The sequence below is a fragment of the Sandaracinus amylolyticus genome (assembly GCF_000737325.1).
GTDB lineage: Bacteria > Myxococcota_A > Polyangia > Polyangiales > Sandaracinaceae > Sandaracinus > Sandaracinus amylolyticus.
Map to the genome: position 1 here is coordinate 8,254,631 of NZ_CP011125.1, position 18,135 is coordinate 8,272,765.

The 18,135-nt window shown below is 72.4% G+C and carries 20 protein-coding genes; 9 read left to right on the forward strand and 11 right to left on the reverse strand.

From position 1 onward, the window contains the following. Positions 1-106: 106 nt before the first annotated feature. The gene (locus DB32_RS34805; RefSeq protein ID WP_053239055.1) at positions 107-469 is read right to left on the reverse strand and encodes a nuclear transport factor 2 family protein; all 363 of its coding nucleotides are present in this window, start codon (positions 467-469) and stop codon (positions 107-109) included. Positions 470-729: 260 nt separating this feature from the next. On the opposite strand from DB32_RS34805, the gene cysS reads away from it, so the two are divergent. Continuing rightward, complete coding sequence (cysS, locus tag DB32_RS34810) at positions 730-2,208, forward strand: cysteine--tRNA ligase (RefSeq protein ID WP_053236975.1); 1,479 nt, start codon at positions 730-732, stop codon at positions 2,206-2,208. Here cysS and DB32_RS34815 read toward each other — a convergent pair whose 3' ends face one another. Together DB32_RS34815 and DB32_RS34820 are read right to left on the reverse strand one after the other, a co-directional pair. Continuing rightward, positions 2,209-3,114 (reverse strand): hypothetical protein, encoded by a 906-nt coding sequence (locus DB32_RS34815; protein WP_053236976.1) that lies wholly within the window; start codon positions 3,112-3,114, stop codon positions 2,209-2,211. After that, complete coding sequence (locus DB32_RS34820; RefSeq protein ID WP_053236977.1) at positions 3,111-3,734, reverse strand: hypothetical protein; 624 nt, start codon at positions 3,732-3,734, stop codon at positions 3,111-3,113. The genes DB32_RS34815 and DB32_RS34820 overlap by 4 nt, the downstream gene beginning before the upstream one ends. Before the next feature lie 81 nt (positions 3,735-3,815). Between DB32_RS34820 and DB32_RS34825 the strand changes: the two genes are divergently transcribed. Further along, the gene (locus DB32_RS34825; protein ID WP_053236978.1) at positions 3,816-4,190 is read left to right on the forward strand and encodes a DoxX family protein; all 375 of its coding nucleotides are present in this window, start codon (positions 3,816-3,818) and stop codon (positions 4,188-4,190) included. A gap of 44 nt (positions 4,191-4,234) precedes the next feature. Further along, positions 4,235-5,449 (forward strand): hypothetical protein, encoded by a 1,215-nt coding sequence (locus tag DB32_RS34830; RefSeq protein ID WP_053236979.1) that lies wholly within the window; start codon positions 4,235-4,237, stop codon positions 5,447-5,449. Here the strand turns inward: DB32_RS34830 and DB32_RS34835 are convergent, their stop codons facing one another. The 4 genes from DB32_RS34835 to DB32_RS34850 form a co-directional block, all read right to left on the reverse strand. Then, complete coding sequence (locus DB32_RS34835; protein ID WP_053236980.1) at positions 5,450-6,754, reverse strand: Kelch repeat-containing protein; 1,305 nt, start codon at positions 6,752-6,754, stop codon at positions 5,450-5,452. It abuts the gene before it with no gap. A gap of 62 nt (positions 6,755-6,816) precedes the next feature. Next, a complete protein-coding gene (gene grxD, locus DB32_RS34840) occupies positions 6,817-7,731 on the reverse strand; it encodes a Grx4 family monothiol glutaredoxin (protein WP_053236981.1) in 915 nt (304 codons plus the stop codon). A gap of 53 nt (positions 7,732-7,784) precedes the next feature. Next, positions 7,785-8,354, reverse strand: coding sequence for a hypothetical protein (locus DB32_RS48745; protein WP_053236982.1), 570 nt, complete (start codon positions 8,352-8,354; stop codon positions 7,785-7,787). A gap of 49 nt (positions 8,355-8,403) precedes the next feature. Then, a complete protein-coding gene (locus tag DB32_RS34850; RefSeq protein WP_053236983.1) occupies positions 8,404-9,915 on the reverse strand; it encodes an SDR family NAD(P)-dependent oxidoreductase in 1,512 nt (503 codons plus the stop codon). A gap of 68 nt (positions 9,916-9,983) precedes the next feature. On the opposite strand from DB32_RS34850, the gene DB32_RS34855 reads away from it, so the two are divergent. The 4 genes from DB32_RS34855 to DB32_RS34870 are packed head-to-tail and all read left to right on the forward strand — an operon-like array spanning position 9,984 to position 13,389. After that, complete coding sequence (locus tag DB32_RS34855) at positions 9,984-10,427, forward strand: TerB family tellurite resistance protein (protein ID WP_053236984.1); 444 nt, start codon at positions 9,984-9,986, stop codon at positions 10,425-10,427. 35 nt (positions 10,428-10,462) lie between these two features. Next, positions 10,463-11,122 carry a TetR/AcrR family transcriptional regulator gene (locus DB32_RS34860; protein WP_053236985.1) on the forward strand — a complete coding sequence of 220 codons (660 nt, stop codon included), beginning with the start codon at positions 10,463-10,465 and terminating at the stop codon, positions 11,120-11,122. Positions 11,123-11,173: 51 nt separating this feature from the next. Beyond that, complete coding sequence (locus tag DB32_RS34865; protein ID WP_083458171.1) at positions 11,174-11,728, forward strand: hotdog fold domain-containing protein; 555 nt, start codon at positions 11,174-11,176, stop codon at positions 11,726-11,728. After that, positions 11,725-13,389 carry an NAD+ synthase gene (locus DB32_RS34870; RefSeq protein ID WP_053236986.1) on the forward strand — a complete coding sequence of 555 codons (1,665 nt, stop codon included), beginning with the start codon at positions 11,725-11,727 and terminating at the stop codon, positions 13,387-13,389. Before DB32_RS34865 ends, DB32_RS34870 begins: the two co-directional genes overlap by 4 nt. A gap of 11 nt (positions 13,390-13,400) precedes the next feature. Here the strand turns inward: DB32_RS34870 and DB32_RS34875 are convergent, their stop codons facing one another. The 3 genes from DB32_RS34875 to DB32_RS34885 form a co-directional block, all read right to left on the reverse strand. Further along, positions 13,401-14,621, reverse strand: coding sequence for a hypothetical protein (locus tag DB32_RS34875; RefSeq protein WP_157069744.1), 1,221 nt, complete (start codon positions 14,619-14,621; stop codon positions 13,401-13,403). After that, complete coding sequence (locus DB32_RS34880) at positions 14,609-15,202, reverse strand: hypothetical protein (RefSeq protein WP_157069745.1); 594 nt, start codon at positions 15,200-15,202, stop codon at positions 14,609-14,611. Before DB32_RS34880 ends, DB32_RS34875 begins: the two co-directional genes overlap by 13 nt. Positions 15,203-15,275: 73 nt before the next feature. Continuing rightward, a complete protein-coding gene (locus tag DB32_RS34885; protein WP_053239057.1) occupies positions 15,276-16,130 on the reverse strand; it encodes a sigma-70 family RNA polymerase sigma factor in 855 nt (284 codons plus the stop codon). A gap of 104 nt (positions 16,131-16,234) precedes the next feature. On the opposite strand from DB32_RS34885, the gene DB32_RS34890 reads away from it, so the two are divergent. Beyond that, entirely contained in the window at positions 16,235-16,696 is a 462-nt protein-coding gene (locus DB32_RS34890; RefSeq protein ID WP_053239058.1) for a carboxymuconolactone decarboxylase family protein, read from the forward strand. A gap of 127 nt (positions 16,697-16,823) precedes the next feature. Beyond that, positions 16,824-17,333 (forward strand): hypothetical protein, encoded by a 510-nt coding sequence (locus DB32_RS34895; RefSeq protein WP_053236989.1) that lies wholly within the window; start codon positions 16,824-16,826, stop codon positions 17,331-17,333. On the opposite strand, the gene DB32_RS34900 is transcribed toward DB32_RS34895, so the two are convergent. Further along, positions 17,316-18,056 (reverse strand): TetR/AcrR family transcriptional regulator, encoded by a 741-nt coding sequence (locus DB32_RS34900; RefSeq protein WP_053236990.1) that lies wholly within the window; start codon positions 18,054-18,056, stop codon positions 17,316-17,318. The two genes, DB32_RS34895 and DB32_RS34900, sit on opposite strands and share 18 nt — an antisense overlap. Positions 18,057-18,135 lie beyond the last annotated feature (79 nt).

Genomic DNA, 18,135 nt, shown 5'->3' on the forward strand with positions numbered 1-18,135 from the left:
TCGCGGCGATTCGCGCCCCTCTCCCGGACTGCGACCGCCCCTCTCCGCCGCTCCAAGCATGCGGAACAATTGAGGAATTCGCCGCAGTCCGAGGACGGGGCGTGGATCAGCCGGGCTGCTCGTCGAGGAAGCCGCACACCCGCTTCATGCGGCCCTGCTCGGTCACCACGACGTCGAACCCGATCGCGACCGGCTCGCGCGCGCCCTCGGGCGCGGCGCGCCAGGTGAACCGTGCCTGATCGTGGTGCGCGTCGATCGCGCCGTGCAGCGTGAAGCGCACGCCGGGATAGCGCGCCTGCACCGCGCTCACGAACTGCTCGATCTGCTCGCGGCCCTCCGCCGCGACGTGGGGATCGACGTAGACCGCGTCGGCCGCGTAGACGCGCTCGAAGAGCGCGCGGCGACGCGCGGGATCGGTCTCGTTCCAGGTCTCGAGGTAGTCGCGCACCAGGGTCTCGACGTTCGTCATCGTCACGTCCTCCTTGATGCGAGAGAACGTGCGCTCGTCGCGCGGCGCGCTCCATGACGTGCGAGGTCAAGTCGTGCGTGTCACCGTGCACGCATCGTGATCGATCGTGATCGGCCCCTCGCTCGTCTCGCCCGTCGCAGCTCGTGCTGCGGTGCGTGCGCGTGTACCGAGCGCCTCGGGCCGAGCTCTCGATAGCGAGATCCGTCGGCTCGAGGCGCGTCTTCGGTCCCTTCTCCCTTCCACCGAAGAAGAGGTGCGCCTTGGCACGTCCGTTCCGCGTCTACGACACGCTCCGTCGATCGATCGTCCCGTTCGCTCCGCGCCGCCCCGGGCACGTCGGGCTCTACGTCTGCGGCATGACCACCTACGACCACGCGCACGTCGGGCACGCGCGCGCGATGGTCGTGTTCGACGCGTTCGTGCGCTACCTGCGCGACGCCGGCTGGGACGTCACGTACGTCCGCAACCACACCGACGTCGACGACAAGATCATCCGGCGCGCGCTCGCGAACGACGAAGATCCGCTCGCGCGCGCCTCGCGCTTCGTCGACGCGTTCGACGCGGACATGCACGCGCTCGGGCTCGTCGCGCCCGACGCCGCGCCGCGCGTGACCGAGAGCATCGACGCGATCGTCGCGATGATCGATGCGCTGATCGCGCGCGGTCACGCGTACGTCGCGCCGAGCGGCGACGTCTGGTTCTCGCTCGCGTCGGCGCCCTCGTACGGCGCGCTCTCGAACCGACGCGGCGACGCCATCGAGGCGAGCGCGGACGTCGACACGGGCAAGCGCGATCGCCGCGACTTCGCGCTGTGGAAGGCCGCGCGCCCGGGCGAGCCGAGCTGGAGCGCGCCCTTCGGTCGCGGACGTCCGGGGTGGCACATCGAGTGCTCGGCCATGGCGCACGAAGCGCTCGGTGACGCGCTCGACATCCACGGCGGTGGGCTCGATCTCGTCTTCCCTCATCACGAGAACGAGATCGTGCAGTCGGAGTGCGTGCACGGCGCGCCATACGCGGGGCACTGGATGCACAACGGCCTGCTCACCACCTCGAGCGGCGCGAAGATCGCGCGCAGCGAGGGCAACGGCGCGACGATCCGCGACGTGCTCGCGCGCGTGCCCGCGGAGGCGCTGCGCTTCGCGTACCTGCGCGCGCACTATCGCTCGCCGCTCGCGTGGGACGAGCGCACGATCGACGACGCGCTCTCGCACCTCGCGCGGCTCTACGCGGCCATCGAGAGCGCGCACGCGCTCGGCGGCGAGGGCGATCCCGATCGCGCCGCGACCGAGCTCGGCGCCGACGCACGGGAGACGCTCGAGCTCGCACGCAGGTTCGAGACGCGCGTGATCGAAGCGCTCGACGACGACTTCCACACGCCGCGCGCCCTCGCCTGCACGATCGAGCTCGCGCGCGCGCTGCAGCGCCTCACCGCGCTGCCTCGCGCGTCGAAACGAGGCGGGCCCATCGCGCGGGTCGCGCTCGATGCGCTCGACGTCGTGAGGCGCGCGCTCGGCCTGCTGACGTCGACGCCCGAGGCGCTCCACGAGGAGGTGCGTCGCAAGGTGCTGCCGGCGCGTGGGCTCGATGCGCGCACCATCGACGCGCGGATCGCGGCGCGCGACGCGGCCCGTGCGGGGGGCGCGTGGGACGACGCCGACGCCATCCGCGCCGAGCTCGACGGCTGCGGGATCGACGTGCGGGACACGCCCCGCGGCACCGAGTGGCGCGTGCGGCTGTGATCAGCGCCGGGATGCGTCGAGCAGCGCATCGCGCAGCGTGCGCAGCGACGTCACGCCCTCGATGACGCCGCGCCCGGGACCGAGCACGTGATCGATCGTCCGACCGATCGCGTGCTCGTCCGGCGCGACGCCGACGAGGTCCGTCTCGAGCGCCTCGATCGCGCGCTCGTCGGCGAAGAAGTCACCGGCGAAGCGAACACGCGCGAAGCGCCCTTCGTCGTCGAGCGTGGCACCGGCCTCGCCGATGCCGATCGGCACCGGCGCGGGCGCGCTCCAAGCGCTCACGTCGTCGCGCGCAGAGGGCGGTGGAAGCGCAGTCGGCAACGCGCTCGCGCGGGTGACCGTCGTGCCCGGGAAGCGCGTCGCGTGGCCCGACGCGATCGCCTCGACCATCGCGTCGAGCTCGCGCGGCGCGATCGATCCCGGTGTGTGCCCGCGGTAGTCCCGCGGCGGCGCGAACGGCGCGCCGATCGACACGAACGCCTCGATCAGCACATGCCCGTCGTGGTCGCGGTGCCACGCGATCAGCGCGATCGGCGTCTTGCCGCGGCTCAGCCACTCGCGCCCGAAGTAGAGCACCGGCTCGCCCGCGAGCGTCGTGAGCCCACCGAGGAAGCCGCGGACGTTGCGGTTGAGGATGCGATCGGGCGGGCACTCCATCAGCGCCGCGGGATGCGGCAAGCCGAGCGCGAGATAGAGCACGCCGAGCCCCATGCGCGCGCTCGGACCACCCGTCGCGCGACGCGGGCCCGAGCCTCGCTGCCATCGCCCGAGCACGAGCGCGTCGTCGCTCGCGATCGCGCCGTAGAGCGAGACGCCGCCCGCCTGCGTCGTGCCCGCGCCTCGCGCGAGCGCCGTGCGCGCGTCGACGTCGTGGTCCGCGATCCACGCGAGCGTGGCGCTCACGGATCGGTGCGGAGCGCGACGAACGCCTGCGTGAGCCCGCGCGTCAGCGCTTCGACCGCGGCCTCGATCCGCATGAACAGCGCGCGCAGCGAGAGCTCGAGCTCGCTGCCACGTCGCGCGAGGTGCGGCGGCGTCGACGGGCGCTCGTCGCGCGCCGCGCCCGCTTCGGTCGCGAAGAGCAGCGTGTCCTCGGCCGAGCGTGCACGGCGCGTCACGCCGCGTGATCCCGCGGGCGCCGCGCGCTGCGTCTCGTACCCTAGCGTCGCGTCGCGCATCCGGCGCGCCTCGCGGTCCTCGAGGTCGATCTCGATCACGCCGCTCCCGCCCTCGCGATCTTCGTCGTCCTCCGCTTCGTACGCGAGCTCGAGCACGAGGCGCGGCACCTGATCGCGCGACAGGTCCACCGCGACGCGCACGATGCGCGCGAGGCGCCCGTCTTCGTCGCGCACCTCGCTGCCGACGCGCAGGAACGGCAGCTCCTGCACCACGACGAGCGCGTCGTCGCGGCGTCGCGCCACCGTCGTCACGATCGGACGATCCACGCCGGCGATCCGCAGTCGCGCGCGCTCTCCGGCGCCGGGGTGCGGGAACGAGGGACGCGAGTGGCGGGCGCTCTGCATGACGAGTCCTCCTGCGTCCGGTTGTCGAGGAGGACGCGGATCGCGTCCAGAAAACGGCGTGATGACCTATCCTCCGCCGCGATGCGTGGCGTGATGCGCGTGCTCCTCGCGGTGCTGTTCGTGAGCGCCGGCGTGATGCACTTCGTGATCGAGCCGACGTTCACCGCGATGGTGCCGCCGTTCCTCCCCGCACCGCGCGTGCTCGTGTGGATCTCGGGCGTCGCGGAGATCGCGCTCGGTCTCGCGACGCTCGCCCCCCGGCTGCGCCCGTACGCGGGATGGGGGCTCGTCGCGCTGCTGATCGCGGTGTTCCCCGCGAACGTCTACATGGTCTTCGACGACACGCCCGCGATCGACGCGCCTCGCTGGGCGCTCTGGGCGCGCTTGCCGATCCAGGCGCTGCTCGTCGGCTGGGCGATCTGGGCGACCGAGGCGACGAAGCTCGTGCGTCGCTGATCGCGCTTGCGCGTCGCGCCCCGGCTGGGCACGGTCGACGTGTCGTGAGCGCGCAGCACGAGCTCGAGACCACCGCGCGGAGCCTGCTCGAGCTCGCGGAGCGCGCGCAGGCGCAGCGGCCCTCGGAGGCGCTGGTGCTCGCGGATGGCGCCGAGACGGTCGCGCGGGCGTCGGGCGCGCGCACGATCGAGCTGCGCGCCGCGCGTCTGGGCGCGCTGGTGGCGTACGCGCGCGGCGATCTCGATCACGCCGAGCAGCGCTTCCAGCGCGCGTCGGACGCGGCGCGCGCAGCGGGAGATCCGCTCGCCGCGGCGCGCAACGAGGCGAGCGTCGCGTTCCTCGCCTACGATCGCGGCGAGCCCGCGCGCGCGCACGATCGACTGTCGCGCGCGAGCCGATCGCTGGACGCGCTGCCCGCGGACGATCGCGGCGTGCAGCGCATGCGCGCGGTGCTCGACGGGTACTCCGGGAACCTCGCGCGCCAAGGCGGCGCGCTCGACGTCGCGCGGGCGCGCTATCGCGCGGCGCTCACCAACGCCGAGGCCGGCGATGCCGCGATGCTGGCGATGGATCTCGGCGCGACCGAGCTCGCCGCGGGCCACCACGACGACGCAGCGCTCTGGCTCGCGCGTGCATCACGGGGCCTCGACGCGCTCGAGAGCGGGCCCGCCCACACGCTGCTCGCGCCGCTCGTCGCGCACTATCACGCGCTGCTCGCGCTGATCACGGCGCGCGGGGGCGACGTCGAGATCGAGGGGGCCGCGTCCCTCGCGCCGATCCGCACCTGGCTCTTCGACGCGACGCGTGGCGGCACCGAGCGCGCGCGGATCGACGCATCGCTGCGACGGCGTCTGGTCACGCTGCGCCGCGATGCGCGCGGGATCGAGCACGCGCGCTTCGGCGTGAGCCTGCTCGAGCGGCTCGTCGCGCGGAGCGACGATGCGCGCGAGGACGTGACCGTGATCGCGCGCGACGGCAGCCTCGTCGTGCACGACTCGGTGAGCGCCGACCTGAGCACGCGCGAGCCGCTGCGCCGCATCGTCGAGGCGCTGGTGCACGCGATGTCGCGCGGCGACGCGCTCTCGCTGGCGGAGATCGTCGCGATCGGCTGGCCCGGCGAGCGCATGCGGGCGAGCGCCGCGAAGAACCGCGCGCACGTCGCGCTGTCGACGCTGCGCTCGCTCGGGCTGGCGCGCGCGCTGGTCCGAAGCGCGCGCGGCTACGCGCTCGATCCGCGGCGCGTGCGCATCGATCGCTAACTAGATCCCGTCGCGCGGCGCGAGCTCGAGCGCGTAGAGATCGGTGTAGAGCCGCGCTTCGTTCCCGAAGCCCCAGAGGATGCGGCGCCCTTCGGGATCGAGCACCCCCGCGCCGCTCGCGCGCGGCGGGATCGACGCGGGGAGCTCGACGTGGATCCAGCGCTCCCGACCGCGATCGAGCTCGAGCACCTCGAGCCCGGGCACCGCGGTGCGTCCGTCGCTCGTTCCGCCCCACACGAAGAGCCTGCGGCCCTCGGGGTCGAGCGCGTACGCGCCGTTGCGGCGCGGCGCGATGCCGTCGCTGCTCGCGAAGAGCTGCTCCCAGCGCGGCGGATCCGACGCGAGCTCGAGCGCCCACGTGTCGCCGCCGATGTCGAGGTCGCCCGGGCCGACCTGACCAGCGAACACGATCACGCGATCGTTCGCCGCGTCGAGCGCGTAGTGGAACCCGTAGCGACCTCGCGGCGCCGTGCCTTCGATCGCGAGCTCGGTGAACCCGCCCGACGGCGTGTACGCGTGCACGCGGCAGTGGATCCCGAGCGCGCGCGTGTCGGCGCCGCACACCGAGAGCCAGCGATCGCGCGCCGCGTCGTGCACGAGCGCGCCGGTGTAGCTCCCGGGCGCACCCTCGCTCGACGCCGCGGGCGACACCTCGAGCGTCCCTTCGCCGCCGACGAAGCGCGCGAGGATCGGCGGCGTGTCCAGGCCGGTGTCGGTGATCGAGGCGCCGCCGAAGTAGAGGATCGCGCCATCGGGCCCGGCCGCGACGCGCCCGCCGGGCGGAGGCGGCGTCCCGCTCACCGCGACGCGCGACCACACGAGCGTGCCGAGGTCGAGCCGGAACGCATCGGTCGAGGGCGTGAACTGCCGCGGCTGGTACACGAAGCCGCCGTAGAGATGCAGCGCGCGATCGCTGCCGATCCACCACGCGAAGTACTCGCGCGCGGGCGGGGCGTCGGGCGTCTCGCTCGGGCTCCACTGCAGCAGCGGCGTCATCGAGAGCGCCTCGACCGTGACGGGCACGTCGAGCGCGCCGTGATCGCAGCGCAGCGAGAGCGTGGCGTCGGTCGCGACGTAGCCCGCGCGCACGACGATGCGATCGCCGTCGCGCCACACGTCTGCGCCGCCGGTGACCGCGACGTCCGCGAGCGTCGCGGCGAGCTCGGCGGACATCGCGATCTCGGCGCGACCCCCGGCCGCGAGCGTCAACGGCTCGAGCTGCGCGCCGCCGCACACGAGCGGCTCGGGCTCCTCGCAGGCACCGAGACACATCGCGATCGTCAGGAGGAGAGCACGGTACTGCATGCGCGCGAACGTGCGCGTCGCGCCGCTTCGGCGCCGCTTAAGCGACCGCGCGGGACGCGCGATTAATAGCGCGCGACCTTCGGATCGACGCGCGTCGACCACGCCTCGATGCCGCCCTCGACGTTCCACACGTCGCGGAAGCCCATGCGCACGCAGTGCTCGGCCGCCGCGCGCGACCGCACGCCGTGGTGGCAGTAGAGGACGAGCGTGGTCGCGCGATCGAGGTCCGCGAGCTTCGCGCGCAGATCCTCGTCGAGCAGCTCGCTCCCCTCGATCTCCGCGATCGCGCGCTCTTCGGGCGTGCGCACGTCGACGAGCAGGTGCGGCTTTCCGGCGCGCCGCATCTGGTCGAGCTGCTCGACGCTCATGCTCTTCACCTTCGGCGGCGCCGCCGGGTTCGTGATGCGGAAGCCGGTCGCGCCCGGGCCGCTCACGAAGTCGATCGACACGCCGTCCGCGCGGCGCGCGCTCGCGCGATCCATCGAGAGCCGGAGCGTCACGAGATCGATCACCACGTCGTCCTCGCGCGGCGCCTCGATGTCGAGCTCGGCGTCGAACGCGCGATCGATCGCGAGCCGCACGTCCGGCTTCGACACGCCCGCGTACTGCCGGAACGCCGCGACCGCCGCGTCGCTCACGTGCACCTCGGGGATCTCGGTCTCGATCGGTCCCTCGACGCCGAGCATCGGCGCGAGCTCTCCCGCGCGCATCATCTCGGCCACGATGTCCGCGCCGCCGACGAGCTTCCCGCGCACGTAGAGCTGCGGGATCGTCGGCCACTGCCCGTACTCCTTGATGCCCTCGCGGATCGCCTCGTCGGCGAGCACGTCGACGGTCAGGTAGTCCTCGAGCAGCTCGTCGAGCACGTCGACGACGCGCGACGAGAACCCGCACCGCGGCGCGCTGCGCGTGCCCTTCATGAAGAGCACGACGGGGTGGCTCGAGACGATCTCTTCGATGCGCAGACGGATGTCCATGGCGGCGCGAGTCATGGTGCGGCGGGGGCCCCACGGCAACACGCGCCCACGGCTCAGGGCGCGCACGCCTCGGTCGCGTTGGCCTCGCACTCCGGCGACATGTCGAGCACCTCGGTGACGCACGTGCCGAGCGTCTCGAGCTCGGCCGGGCACTCCGATGCGCCGCACAGGATCAGGTCGATCCCGCTCCGACCGGGACACGCGCCCGACTCGACCGCACAGCACGCGAACACCGACCAGTCGGCCTGGCAGCCCAACGGGTTCGCGCAGCGCACCAGCGCGTCGTTCAGGCAGCGCCCGCACCCCGGGTCGGCCGCGAGGCATGCGTCGCTGCAGTCGGCCGACGTGCACTCGCCGAGGCACTCGAACGTCTCGCTCCGACATCCCGGTCCCTCGAAGGGCGGAAGCGGTCCGTCACACGTGAGCGCGCCCGCATCGCGACGCGGACCGGAGTCCCGCGCCGGCATCGAGGCGTCGAGCGTGGCGGGCGGTGCAGCGTCGAGCGCGAGGCCCCCGTCGCGCACCGGGATCGAAGGCGCGTCGCGCGCCACGTAGCAGCCGGATGCGACCGCGATCACGAAGAGGAATGGAAGACACCACGGGCCGGGACGTCGTGCGCGCATGCCGGGATCGTGCGCGCGATCGGCTCCGTCAACATCCCCCGACGTGCGGTCACCACGGGATGGGCTTGTAATCCTTGAGGAAGAGCCCCCACACGTGCTCGCCCGAGATCAGCCCGTCGAAGATCGGCGCGACGATGCGCGCCGCTCCGTCGACCACGTCGAGCGGCGGATGGAAGCCGTGCTCCTCGACCTTCTTCGCCGCGATCTCGAGCGGGTCCTCGTCGGTGATCCACCCGGTGTCGACGCTGTTCATGTGGATCCCGTCCTTCACGTAATCGGCGGCGGACGTGCGCGTCATCATGTTGAGCGCGGCCTTCGCCATGTTCGTGTGCGGGTGCTTGTCCGTCTTGTGGTCGCGATAGAACTGCCCCTCCATCGCGCTCACGTTGACGACGTGCTTGTCGCGCGTCGGCACGCGCATCATCAGCGGCTTGAGCCGCGCGTTCAGCACGAACGGCGCGACCGCGTTGACGAGCTGCACCTCCAGCAGCTCGACGCTCGAGACCTCGGCGAGCGTGAGGCGCCACGAGTTGCGACCGCGCAGATCGACCTGCTGCAGGTCCGCGTCGAGCCTCGCCGCGGGGAAGAGCGCGAGGTCCTGACCGCGATCCTCGGGCAGCAATTCGAGCTGCGAGAGCGCGGCGGGATCGACGAGGCCCACGTCGCGCGCGAGCTCGCTGCGCTCCTTCACGAGCGTCTCGTGGCGCGCCTTGCGGTGCTCTTCCCACGACGCGAGCAGCGCGCGCGCAGGCGCGGAGACCGCGTCGTGCCCGGCGCCCTCGAGCTCCATGAGGTGGCGATAGAAGCCGGCCGGACGACGCACCGTCTGGCACGCGTTGTTGAGGATGAAGTCGAGGCGCGGGAGCGTCTCGAGCATGCGCGCGCAGAACGCCTCGACGCTCGGCGTGTGGCGCAGATCGAGGCCGTGCACCTCGAGGCGATCGCGCCACTGCTCGAAGTCCTCTTCGCGCGTGTAGCGAGCCGCCGCGTCGCGCGGGAAGCGCGTGGTGACGACCACGTGCGCGCCGGCGCGCAGCAGCTTGATCGCGGCGTGGTAGCCGATCTTCACGCGCGCTCCGGTGACCAGCGCGACGCGCCCGCGCAGGTCCGCGCTCTGGTTGCGCTTCTGCCAGTTGAGCTCCGCGCAGGGCTCGCACATCTGGTCGTAGAACGCGTGGACGCGCGTGAACTCGGCCTTGCACACGTAGCACTTGCGCGCGTCGCGGAGCTCGCGCTGTACGGGCGCGGCCTCGGGCGCACTGCCGGGCAGCAGCGCGGGCGGCGTCACGAACACGGGCGCGCGGCGGAGCGTGCGGATGCCGGTCGCGTCGAGCACCTCGTCGTCGGCGCGCCTTCGCTCGTCGCGCTCCTTGCGGCGGAACGCCTTCGCCATCTTGCGCAGCGCCGCGCGGTCGGGGCGCGAGACGAGCCCCGCCGCCTTCACCAGGCGCTGTCGCGTCTCTTCGTCGACCTCGGCGAGCAGCCCGCGATCCTCGACGATGCGCTCGAGCGTCGCGATGCACGCCTCGATGTCGGCGCCGGGATGCTGTTCGTCGCTCACGTGTGCTCACCCACGAACGAAAGGGGGCGGACGCACTAGCACGCACCGATGTTGTACGCTCGCGGCCCATGAGCGAGACGAGCCAGAGCATCCTCGTGATCACCGACCTCTTGCTCGGCGCGGTCCACGCCGACGGGAGCAAGAGCGGCGAGGAGATCCACGTGGTGCGCGATCTCCTGAAGGAGCTGCTCGATCAACGCGACCTCCCGGAGTCGATCGAGAAGCGCATCGAGCTCTTCGAGCCCGGCGACTTCTCGCTCGCCGAGTGCGCGGCGACGTTCGCGAGCGCCGAGCCGGAGCGCAAGCGGCGCCTGCTCGAGCTCGTCGCGGCGGTGCGCGATGCCGACGAGGAGGTCGACGTCGCGGAGGACGAGTACCTCGTCTCGCTCGCGAAGGCGCTCGGCATGAAGGAAGCGGAGTACTCGGATCTCACGCTCGACTACGAGATCGAAGATCTGCGCGAGCATCTGTCCACGCTGCGCTCGGTGAAGCCGCCGCCGCTGAAGGCGTGAATCCTGACCGCAGGTCAGCTACCTTTTCGCGCACCATGCGAACGGTGCTGCGAGCGCGGAAGGAAGAAGACAAGGACGAGCGGCGACGCGTGCTGCTCGACGCGGCGCGCTCGCTGTTCGAGGAGCAGCACTACACGCAGGTGAAGGTCGCGGACGTCGCGGCGCGCGCGGGGCTCGCGAAGGGCACCGTGTTCGTCTACTACCCGACGAAGGAGTCGCTCTTCCTCGCGCTGACCGAGACGCTGCTGGTCGAGTGGATCGAGGCGCTCGAGCGCGAGGTCGAAGCGACGCGCGGAAAGCTCGGCAGCGCGCGCGCCGCGCGCATCCTCGCGAGCGGGCTCGTGGAGCGACCGACGTTGACGCGACTGCTCGCGATCCTCGGCTCGGTGCTGGAGCACGAGGCGGACGGAGAGCGCATCCTCGCGTTCAAGCGGAAGCTGGTCGAAGGGCTCGCGAAGATCGGCGCGATCCTCGAGCGCAAGATGAGCTTCCTCGGGCCCGGCGGCGGCGCGCACTTGCTGGTGCGCACCTACGCGCTGGTCGTCGGCCTGCACGCGCTGTGCGAGGTCTCGCCGAACGCGAAGAAGGTGCTCGACGCGAACGACGACGTGGGCTCGCTGCGCTTCGACTTCGCGCAAGAGCTCGAGAGCGCGCTGCTCCTGCTCTTGCGCGGGCTGGAGAAGGACGCGAGCTGACGCTCGCCGAACCCTTGCAGCCCTGGCGCCCCCCGAACCAAGCTCCGCGCCATGACGTCCTCCACCGGCGGCTGGGCCGCGCAGATCGGCTCCGTCCTCCGCCCCGACATCGAGCGCCGCGGGAACCTCATCCGCACCGCGTGGGATCGCCTGAGCAGCGTCCCCGGCGGCACCCGCCTCTTCTCGCGCTTCGTCGGCCGCGCCGCGCCCTACACCGGCTCGATCCACGCGCACGTCGTCGAGCTGCGCGAGGGCTACGCGAAGGTCGAGCTCCGCGACCGCAAGCCGGTGCGCAACCACCTCGATTGCGTGCACGCGATCGCGCTCGCGAACCTCGCCGAGCTCTGCGGCAACGTCGCGGTCGCGTACGCGCTGCCCGACGACGCGCGCTTCATCGTCGCGGGCATGTCGCTCGAGTACGTCAAGAAGGCGCGCGGAACGATCACCGCCGAGAGCCGCCCGCCGCGCATCGCGTCGAGCGAGAAGCGCGAGTACGCGGTCGAGGTCGAGATGCGCGACGCCAAGGGTGAGGTCGTCACGCGCGCGACGCTGCGCACGCTCGTCGGTCCGAAGCGCGAGCCGAACGGGAACGGGCGCGCTTCGTGAAGCCGCTCCGCATCGCGCTCTGTCAGCTCGACTACGCGATCGCCGATCTCGACGCGAACGTCGCCGCGATCGCCGAGGCCGCGCGGCGCGCGAAGGACGGGGGCGCCCAGGTCGCGCTGTTCTCGGAGCTCGCGATCACCGCGTACGGCCCGCGCGATCTGCTCGACCGCCCGTCGTTCGTCGACGCGGTGGAGCGCGCATGCGACGCGCTCGCGCGCGCGCTCCCGCCCGATCTCGTCTGCCTCGTCGGCGCACCGACGCGCGCGACCGGAGGCATCGGTCGCGACCTGCACAACTCGGTGCTCGTGATGCGCGAAGGGCGCATCGCGCAGGTGATCCACAAGCAGCTGCTCCCGACCTACGACGTGTTCGACGAGGACCGCTGGTTCGAGGCGGGCACGAGCGATCCGATCGTCGACGTCGCGGGCGTGAAGCTCGGCATCACGATCTGCGAGGACGCGTGGAACGACGTGACCGTGATGCGCGGCCGTCGTTACCAGGGCAATCCCGTCGACGCGGTGGTGCGCGCGGGCGCCGACGTGATCGTCAACCTGGCGGGCTCGCCGTTCACGCTCACGAAGCGCGAGGGGCGCGCCGCGATGCTCGCGGCGATCGCCGAGAAGCACGCGCGCCCGGTGGTGATGGTCAACCAGGTCGGCGGGCACGACGATCTGATCTTCGATGGCTCCTCGCTCGTGCTCGGCCCCGACGGAGCGACGTGGGCCCGCGCCGCGGCGTTCGCGCCCGACGTGCTCGTGTGCGACGTCGCGCCGGGCGGCCCGCAGCGCGCGTGGCCCGAGACCGACGAGGCCGCGGCGCTCGACGCGCTCGCGCTCGGCGTGCGCGACTACGCCGCGCGATGCGGCATGAAGAGCGCGATCCTGGGCCTCTCGGGCGGCATCGACAGCGCGCTCGTCGCGGCGATCGCGGTGCGCGCGCTCGGGCCCGATCGTGTGCTCGGCATCGCGATGCCGAGCCGCTACTCGAGCGAGCACTCGATCGCCGATGCGCGCGCGCTCGCGACGAGCCTCGGCATGCGCTTCGAGATCGTGCCGATCGAGCCGATCTTCGCGCCGTACGACGACCTGCTTCGCGCGCCGCTCGCCGCGCTCGGGCCCGCGCCCGCCGACGACGTGACGTTCGAGAACGTGCAGGCGCGGCTGCGCATGACGATCCTCATGGCGCTCGCGAACCGCGCCGGCGCGATGTTGCTCAACACCGGCAACAAGAGCGAGGTCGCGTGCGGCTACTGCACGCTCTACGGCGACATGGCCGGCGGGCTCGCGGTGATCAGCGATCTCTACAAGACGTTCGTGTACCGCGTGTCGCGCGAGGTGAACCGTCAGGCGGGACGCGAGATCATCCCCGAGAGCACGCTGACGAAGCCGCCGAGCGCAGAGCTGCGTCCCAACCAGACGGATCAGGACACGCTGCCGCCGTACGACGTGCTCGACGCGATCCTCGCGCACCTCGTCGAGGGTCAGCGCTCGACGCGCGAGGTCGTCGAGGCGGGGTTCGACCCCGCGATCGTCGCGCGCGTCGCGCGCATGATGAAGATCGCGGAGTTCAAGCGGCGCCAGATGCCGCCCGGGCTCATCGTGACGAAGAAGGCGTTCGGCCCCGGACGTCGCATCCCGATCGCGCAGCGCTGGGCCTACTGAGGACGGTCAGATCAGAGCGGTACGACGTCGATCGGCGCGCTCGACTCTCCGCGCCACTCCGGCGCCTCGGGCGCGATCCGCTCGACCGACAAGAAGTGCGCACCGCCGTCGCTCGCGCCGAGCTCGATCACGATCTCGTAGCGATGCCCCGGCTTGAGCGCGAGCCCTGCGCGGTGCTGCGCCGCGAGCGACACACACGCGAGCGTCCGCCGCCCGTCGCTCACGACGAGCCATCCCGGCGCGTCGGTCTGGATCGCGTAGAACGCCTCCGCGGGCGGGCGGAACGTGAACGTCCGATCGACCGATCCCGCGGGCGCGCCGCAACGATCCGGCTGCGAGCTCACCGCGCCGCTCGAGAAGAACACCGGCTGGCCGACCGTGACGGGCCCGCCGGTCGCGAGCGACGTCGACGTCAGCGTGTACGTCCCCGAGCCGCCCGACAGCCCACCGACGATCACGCGGTACGTCACGCCCGCGACCACGTCGATCACGACCTGCGATCGCGTGATGTCGCCGTGATCGTCGTTGCACGCCATCGACGTCGTGCTTCCCTCGGGCACGACGCCGAGGTACGCGTCGTAGTCCGCCTGCACCTGGAACATCTGCGCGCCGTCCTCGGTCGCCGTGAACGCCCACTCCTGCATCGGGCCGACGGGCGGGCAGTCGATCCCCACGACGGGCGCGCGGAACCGGGTGTCGCCCTGCACCGTCGTGCTCGCCGCGAGCACCTGCGGCGGCTCGGGCGTGCCTCCGTCGCTCGCGCTCGCTGCCGTGGTCGCGACCGCCGCGCCGCCGTTGACCCACAGCTCGTAGCTCCCTGCGGCGCCCGAGTACCCGCCCTGCACGACCTCGACGCGCTGTCCCTCGCGCAGCGGCACCGTGACCTGCGACGCGCGCGTGCTCGAGTGGTCGTCGTTGCACCCGAGCTCGCCCGTGCTCGGATCCCACACCGAGAGCACTCCGTCGTAGTCGGTCGTCGCCGACTCGAACACGTACGTCGCGCTGCGCGGCGCCACGAAGACCACGCTGCGCATCGGCGAGCCCGCCGCGTTCCCGCAGGAGATCGCGCGCAGCCCCGAGGGCCCGCCGCGCGTCGAGCCGCGCACGCGCTGCGACTCCACGAGCGTCGTGCCCGGGCTCGAGGTCTCGAGCGCCTGACGGATCGTCGACACGACGAAGCTGCAACCGCTCGCGCCGAGCGCGATCACGAGCGCCGCGATCACTCGCCCCATCGCACGCCGGCTCCGAATTCGATCCACAACGCGGGCATCCGATTCAGATCGTCGAGCCGCACGTGCCCGACGAGGAACGCGGCGATCCCCCAGTGCGCGTCGAAGTACCAGTCGCCGCCGACGCCGCCGGTCAAGAGCGCGCCCGGCAGCAGCGCGGACGCGTAGCGCTCGCGCACGATCACCTCGGTGCCGTCGTCGAGCAGCGCGACGTGCGGCGCGCGCTCCTGCTCGGGCAGCCCGACGAGGTACATGCCCGCGCCGATCAGCACCGTCGCGCGCAGCCCGTAGCCCTGCGCGACGGTCAGCCGCGCGCGCACGAAGTCCGCCGCGATCAGGTACTCCTGCTGGCGTCCGAGATCGGTCGAGCTGTCGCCGCCGAACGCGATCGACACCGAGGGCCCGATCGAGATGCCCGTGCTCGCATCCGTGACGAGGATGTCGAGGTCGTACGCGACCAGATACGCGACGCCCGGCTCCGCGCGGAACCCGATGTAGAGCGCGTCGCTCGATGGATGCACCGCCGTCTGCGCGCGCACCGACGCCGGCAGCAGCGACGTCGCCGCGACGAACGCGAGTGCCACGAGATGCGCGCGCACGATGGTTCGTTCCCCCGCCCTCCCGCGATTCTGTCCGATTCGACCGGCCGCGCGGAAGTCACGCCGGGAGCACGGAGATGTCGAGCGCGCGGAGCCGCTCGGGATCCGCGATCACCTCGACCGACGTGATGCGATCGTGCGCGAACGTGAACGTCAGCACGCCGCGCAGCACGCCGCGCGGCGCCACGACGATGCCCACCGCGCCGTCGACCACCGCGAGCGTCCCGTGCCGGGCCCGCGCCTGCGAGGCACGCCGCGCGACCACCTCCGCGCCGCGCGCCTCGGTCTCCGCCCCCGCCGGGACCGCCGCGCGATCCGCGCGCAGCACGACGTCGGGATCGAGCACCGCGAGGAGCGCGTCGATGCTCCCTCCGCGCGCCGCCGCGACGAACGCCTCGACCACCGCGCGCTGCCGCGCGATCGCCGCGTCGTCCGGCCTCGGGGCGCCCTGCACGCGCCGGCGCGCGCGGCTCGCGAGCTGTCGCGCCGCGACCTCCGAGCGATCGACGATGCGCGCGATCTCGTCGAACGAGACGTCGAAGAGATCGTGGAGCACGAACGCGACGCGCTCCGCCGGCGGCAGCGTCTCGAGCACGATGAGCAGCGCGACCCCGACCGAGTCGGCGAGCGCGAGCTCGGCCTCGGGATCGCCCTCACCGACGCGCTCGGCGTGTCCATCGAGCGCGTCCTCGCGGCGCGACTTCCGCGAGCGGAGCATGTCGAGGCACACCCGCGCGACCACGGTCGTCAGCCACCCGCGCAGGTTCTCGACCTCGCTCGTGTCCGCGCGGCTCACCCGGATCCACGCCTCCTGCACCGCGTCGTCGGCCTCGCTCGCCGATCCGAGCATCCGATACGCGACCGCGCGCAGGTGATCACGATCCGCGAGCCATCGCTCCGCCAGCTGTTCCATCCCGTCGTTCTCCTCGATCTCGATGACGGATGGAACGACGTGCACGTGACCGGTCACATCCGCGCTCCGCCATCCGTCAGACGATCAGGAGGTTCGAGATGACGATGCGAGCACGGATGAAGCACCCCGCGATGATGGTCCCCGACGCGATGCAGGCGCTCCAGGCGCTCGGCGCCGCGATCGAGAGAGCAGGTGTGCCCCGTCGCACCCTGGAGCTCGTGAACCTGCGCGCGAGCCAGATCAACGGCTGCAGCTTCTGCGTGGAGATGCACTCGCGCGCGCTGAAGCGCAGCGAGGAGAAGGACGAGCGCATCTTCGCGGTCGCGGCGTGGCGCGAGTCGCCGCACTTCACGCCGGCCGAGCGCGCCGCGCTCGCGCTCACCGAGGCGATCACGCGCGTCGCCGATCGCGCCGACCCGGTGCCCGACGAGCTCTGGCGCGAGGTCACGCACCACTTCGACGAGCCCGCGCTCGCCGCGCTCGTCCTCGGGATCTCGAACGTGAACACCTGGAACCGCCTCAACGTCGCGACGCGGCAGATCGCGGGATCGATCCGCACCGACTGAATGTCGTGACGCTCGCACGCCGCGCTGACGTTCTGTCGCGCGGCGCGCGACGGATCTCGCGTTCTCGCCGAGAAAACGCGGTGGAACGCGCGTTGCCATCGCCCTCCGCGCACTGGAGGAGCGAGCGATGACGACGACGATCACGATCCCCGAGCCCGAGACGAACGACCTCGCGATCGAGCGACTCCTGACGCGCCGCGGATGGGCGCTCGATCTCGCGTGGGTCGGCGGCGCGAGCGCGCTCGCGGTCGCCACGATGCTCGGCGCGAGCGCGCTCTTCGCGCTCGCGGTCGCGGCGACCAGCGCGCTGATCGGCGCAGCGATCGGCGCGGGCGCGCCGTGGCTCCTCTCGCGCCGCGTGCGGCGTCTCCCGGTGCTCGTGCTGCTCGGCGCGGGCGCGGGGCTCGGCGCGAACTGGGGCGCGCTCAGCGCCGCGAGCGTCGCGCTCGCGAGCGACGGAGGGCTCGGCTGGGTCCGCGCCGCGGAGCTCGGTGGGACTGCCGGCCTGCTCGTGATGGGCCTCTTCTGGCTGCCCGCCGCGCTGCTCCGCGCGAGCGGCCGCTCGACACGCCTCGCGCGCATCGCCGCGCTCGCACTGTCTCCCGTGATCGCCGGGTACCTACTCGTCGCGCTCTGAGCCCGAGTGCGCGAGCCCGCGCGCGATCGGCAGCGCATCCGTCACGAGCTCTCCGAGCTTCTCGCGGAACCACCGATCGCGCTCCGCGCTCGGCTTCTTCGAGAGGCTCTCCCAGAGCACCGTGCGCGAGAAGCTGTACCCGAGCGCCGCCGAGAACACGAGCAGCATCCCGAACTCGATGTCCTCGCGCGCCGGCACACGATCCTCGCCGAGCTGCGCGCGCACCCGCGCCTCGATCGCGTCCGCGACGAAGCGCATGCCCTGATCGCGACGCGGGAAGAAGTCCTCGCTGTCCATGCGCCCGCTGAGGATCGCCCACGCGAGCAGCCGCCCCGAGAGCGGATGCGCGAGCTGCTCGAAGCACATCTCGACCCACTCCGCCGGCCCCGCGTGCGCGACGTCCGCGATGCGCTGCAGCGTCTCGACACGCGTCTCGAGCATGTGATCGCGCAGCGCGGCCTCGACCAGCGCGTCGTAGGTGCCGAAGTAGTGCGAGACGAGCGCGTGGCTCACCCCCGCCGCCTTCGCGACCTCCTTGAGCCCGACCGCGTCGGGGCCGTGCTGCGCGAGCAGCGTCTTCGTCGCATCGAGGATCAGCCGGCGCGCCTCCTCGGGGCTCCGACGACGGCGCGTGCTGCGCGCTTCGGGCGCGGCTTTCTTCTCGGAGGAGGCGGACGGTGCCGCGGCGCGAGACGTTCGCCCGCGGGCAGGGGTACGAGCCATCGCCGCGAAGATAGCCCGGGGCGTATTGGCACGCTTGACAAGAGAGCGCATCCGCCTATTGTCAGATCTGACAACAGGA

Bases quoted from the DNA above. Each gene is read 5' to 3' on its own strand.
- DB32_RS34805 (WP_053239055.1), bottom strand. From the start codon at position 469: ATGACGAACGTCGAGACCCTGGTGCGCGACTACCTCGAGACCTGGAAC.
- DB32_RS34820 (WP_053236977.1), bottom strand. From the start codon at position 3,734: ATGCAGAGCGCCCGCCACTCGCGTCCCTCGTTCCCGCACCCCGGCGCC.
- DB32_RS34825 (WP_053236978.1), top strand. From the start codon at position 3,816: ATGCGTGGCGTGATGCGCGTGCTCCTCGCGGTGCTGTTCGTGAGCGCC.
- DB32_RS34835 (WP_053236980.1), bottom strand. From the start codon at position 6,754: ATGCAGTACCGTGCTCTCCTCCTGACGATCGCGATGTGTCTCGGTGCC.
- grxD (WP_053236981.1), bottom strand. From the start codon at position 7,731: ATGGACATCCGTCTGCGCATCGAAGAGATCGTCTCGAGCCACCCCGTC.
- DB32_RS48745 (WP_053236982.1), bottom strand. From the start codon at position 8,354: ATGCGCGCACGACGTCCCGGCCCGTGGTGTCTTCCATTCCTCTTCGTG.
- DB32_RS34855 (WP_053236984.1), top strand. From the start codon at position 9,984: ATGAGCGAGACGAGCCAGAGCATCCTCGTGATCACCGACCTCTTGCTC.
- DB32_RS34860 (WP_053236985.1), top strand. From the start codon at position 10,463: ATGCGAACGGTGCTGCGAGCGCGGAAGGAAGAAGACAAGGACGAGCGG.
- DB32_RS34865 (WP_083458171.1), top strand. From the start codon at position 11,174: ATGACGTCCTCCACCGGCGGCTGGGCCGCGCAGATCGGCTCCGTCCTC.
- DB32_RS34875 (WP_157069744.1), bottom strand. From the start codon at position 14,621: ATGGGGCGAGTGATCGCGGCGCTCGTGATCGCGCTCGGCGCGAGCGGT.
- DB32_RS34885 (WP_053239057.1), bottom strand. From the start codon at position 16,130: ATGGAACAGCTGGCGGAGCGATGGCTCGCGGATCGTGATCACCTGCGC.
- DB32_RS34890 (WP_053239058.1), top strand. From the start codon at position 16,235: ATGCGAGCACGGATGAAGCACCCCGCGATGATGGTCCCCGACGCGATG.
- DB32_RS34895 (WP_053236989.1), top strand. From the start codon at position 16,824: ATGACGACGACGATCACGATCCCCGAGCCCGAGACGAACGACCTCGCG.
- DB32_RS34900 (WP_053236990.1), bottom strand. From the start codon at position 18,056: ATGGCTCGTACCCCTGCCCGCGGGCGAACGTCTCGCGCCGCGGCACCG.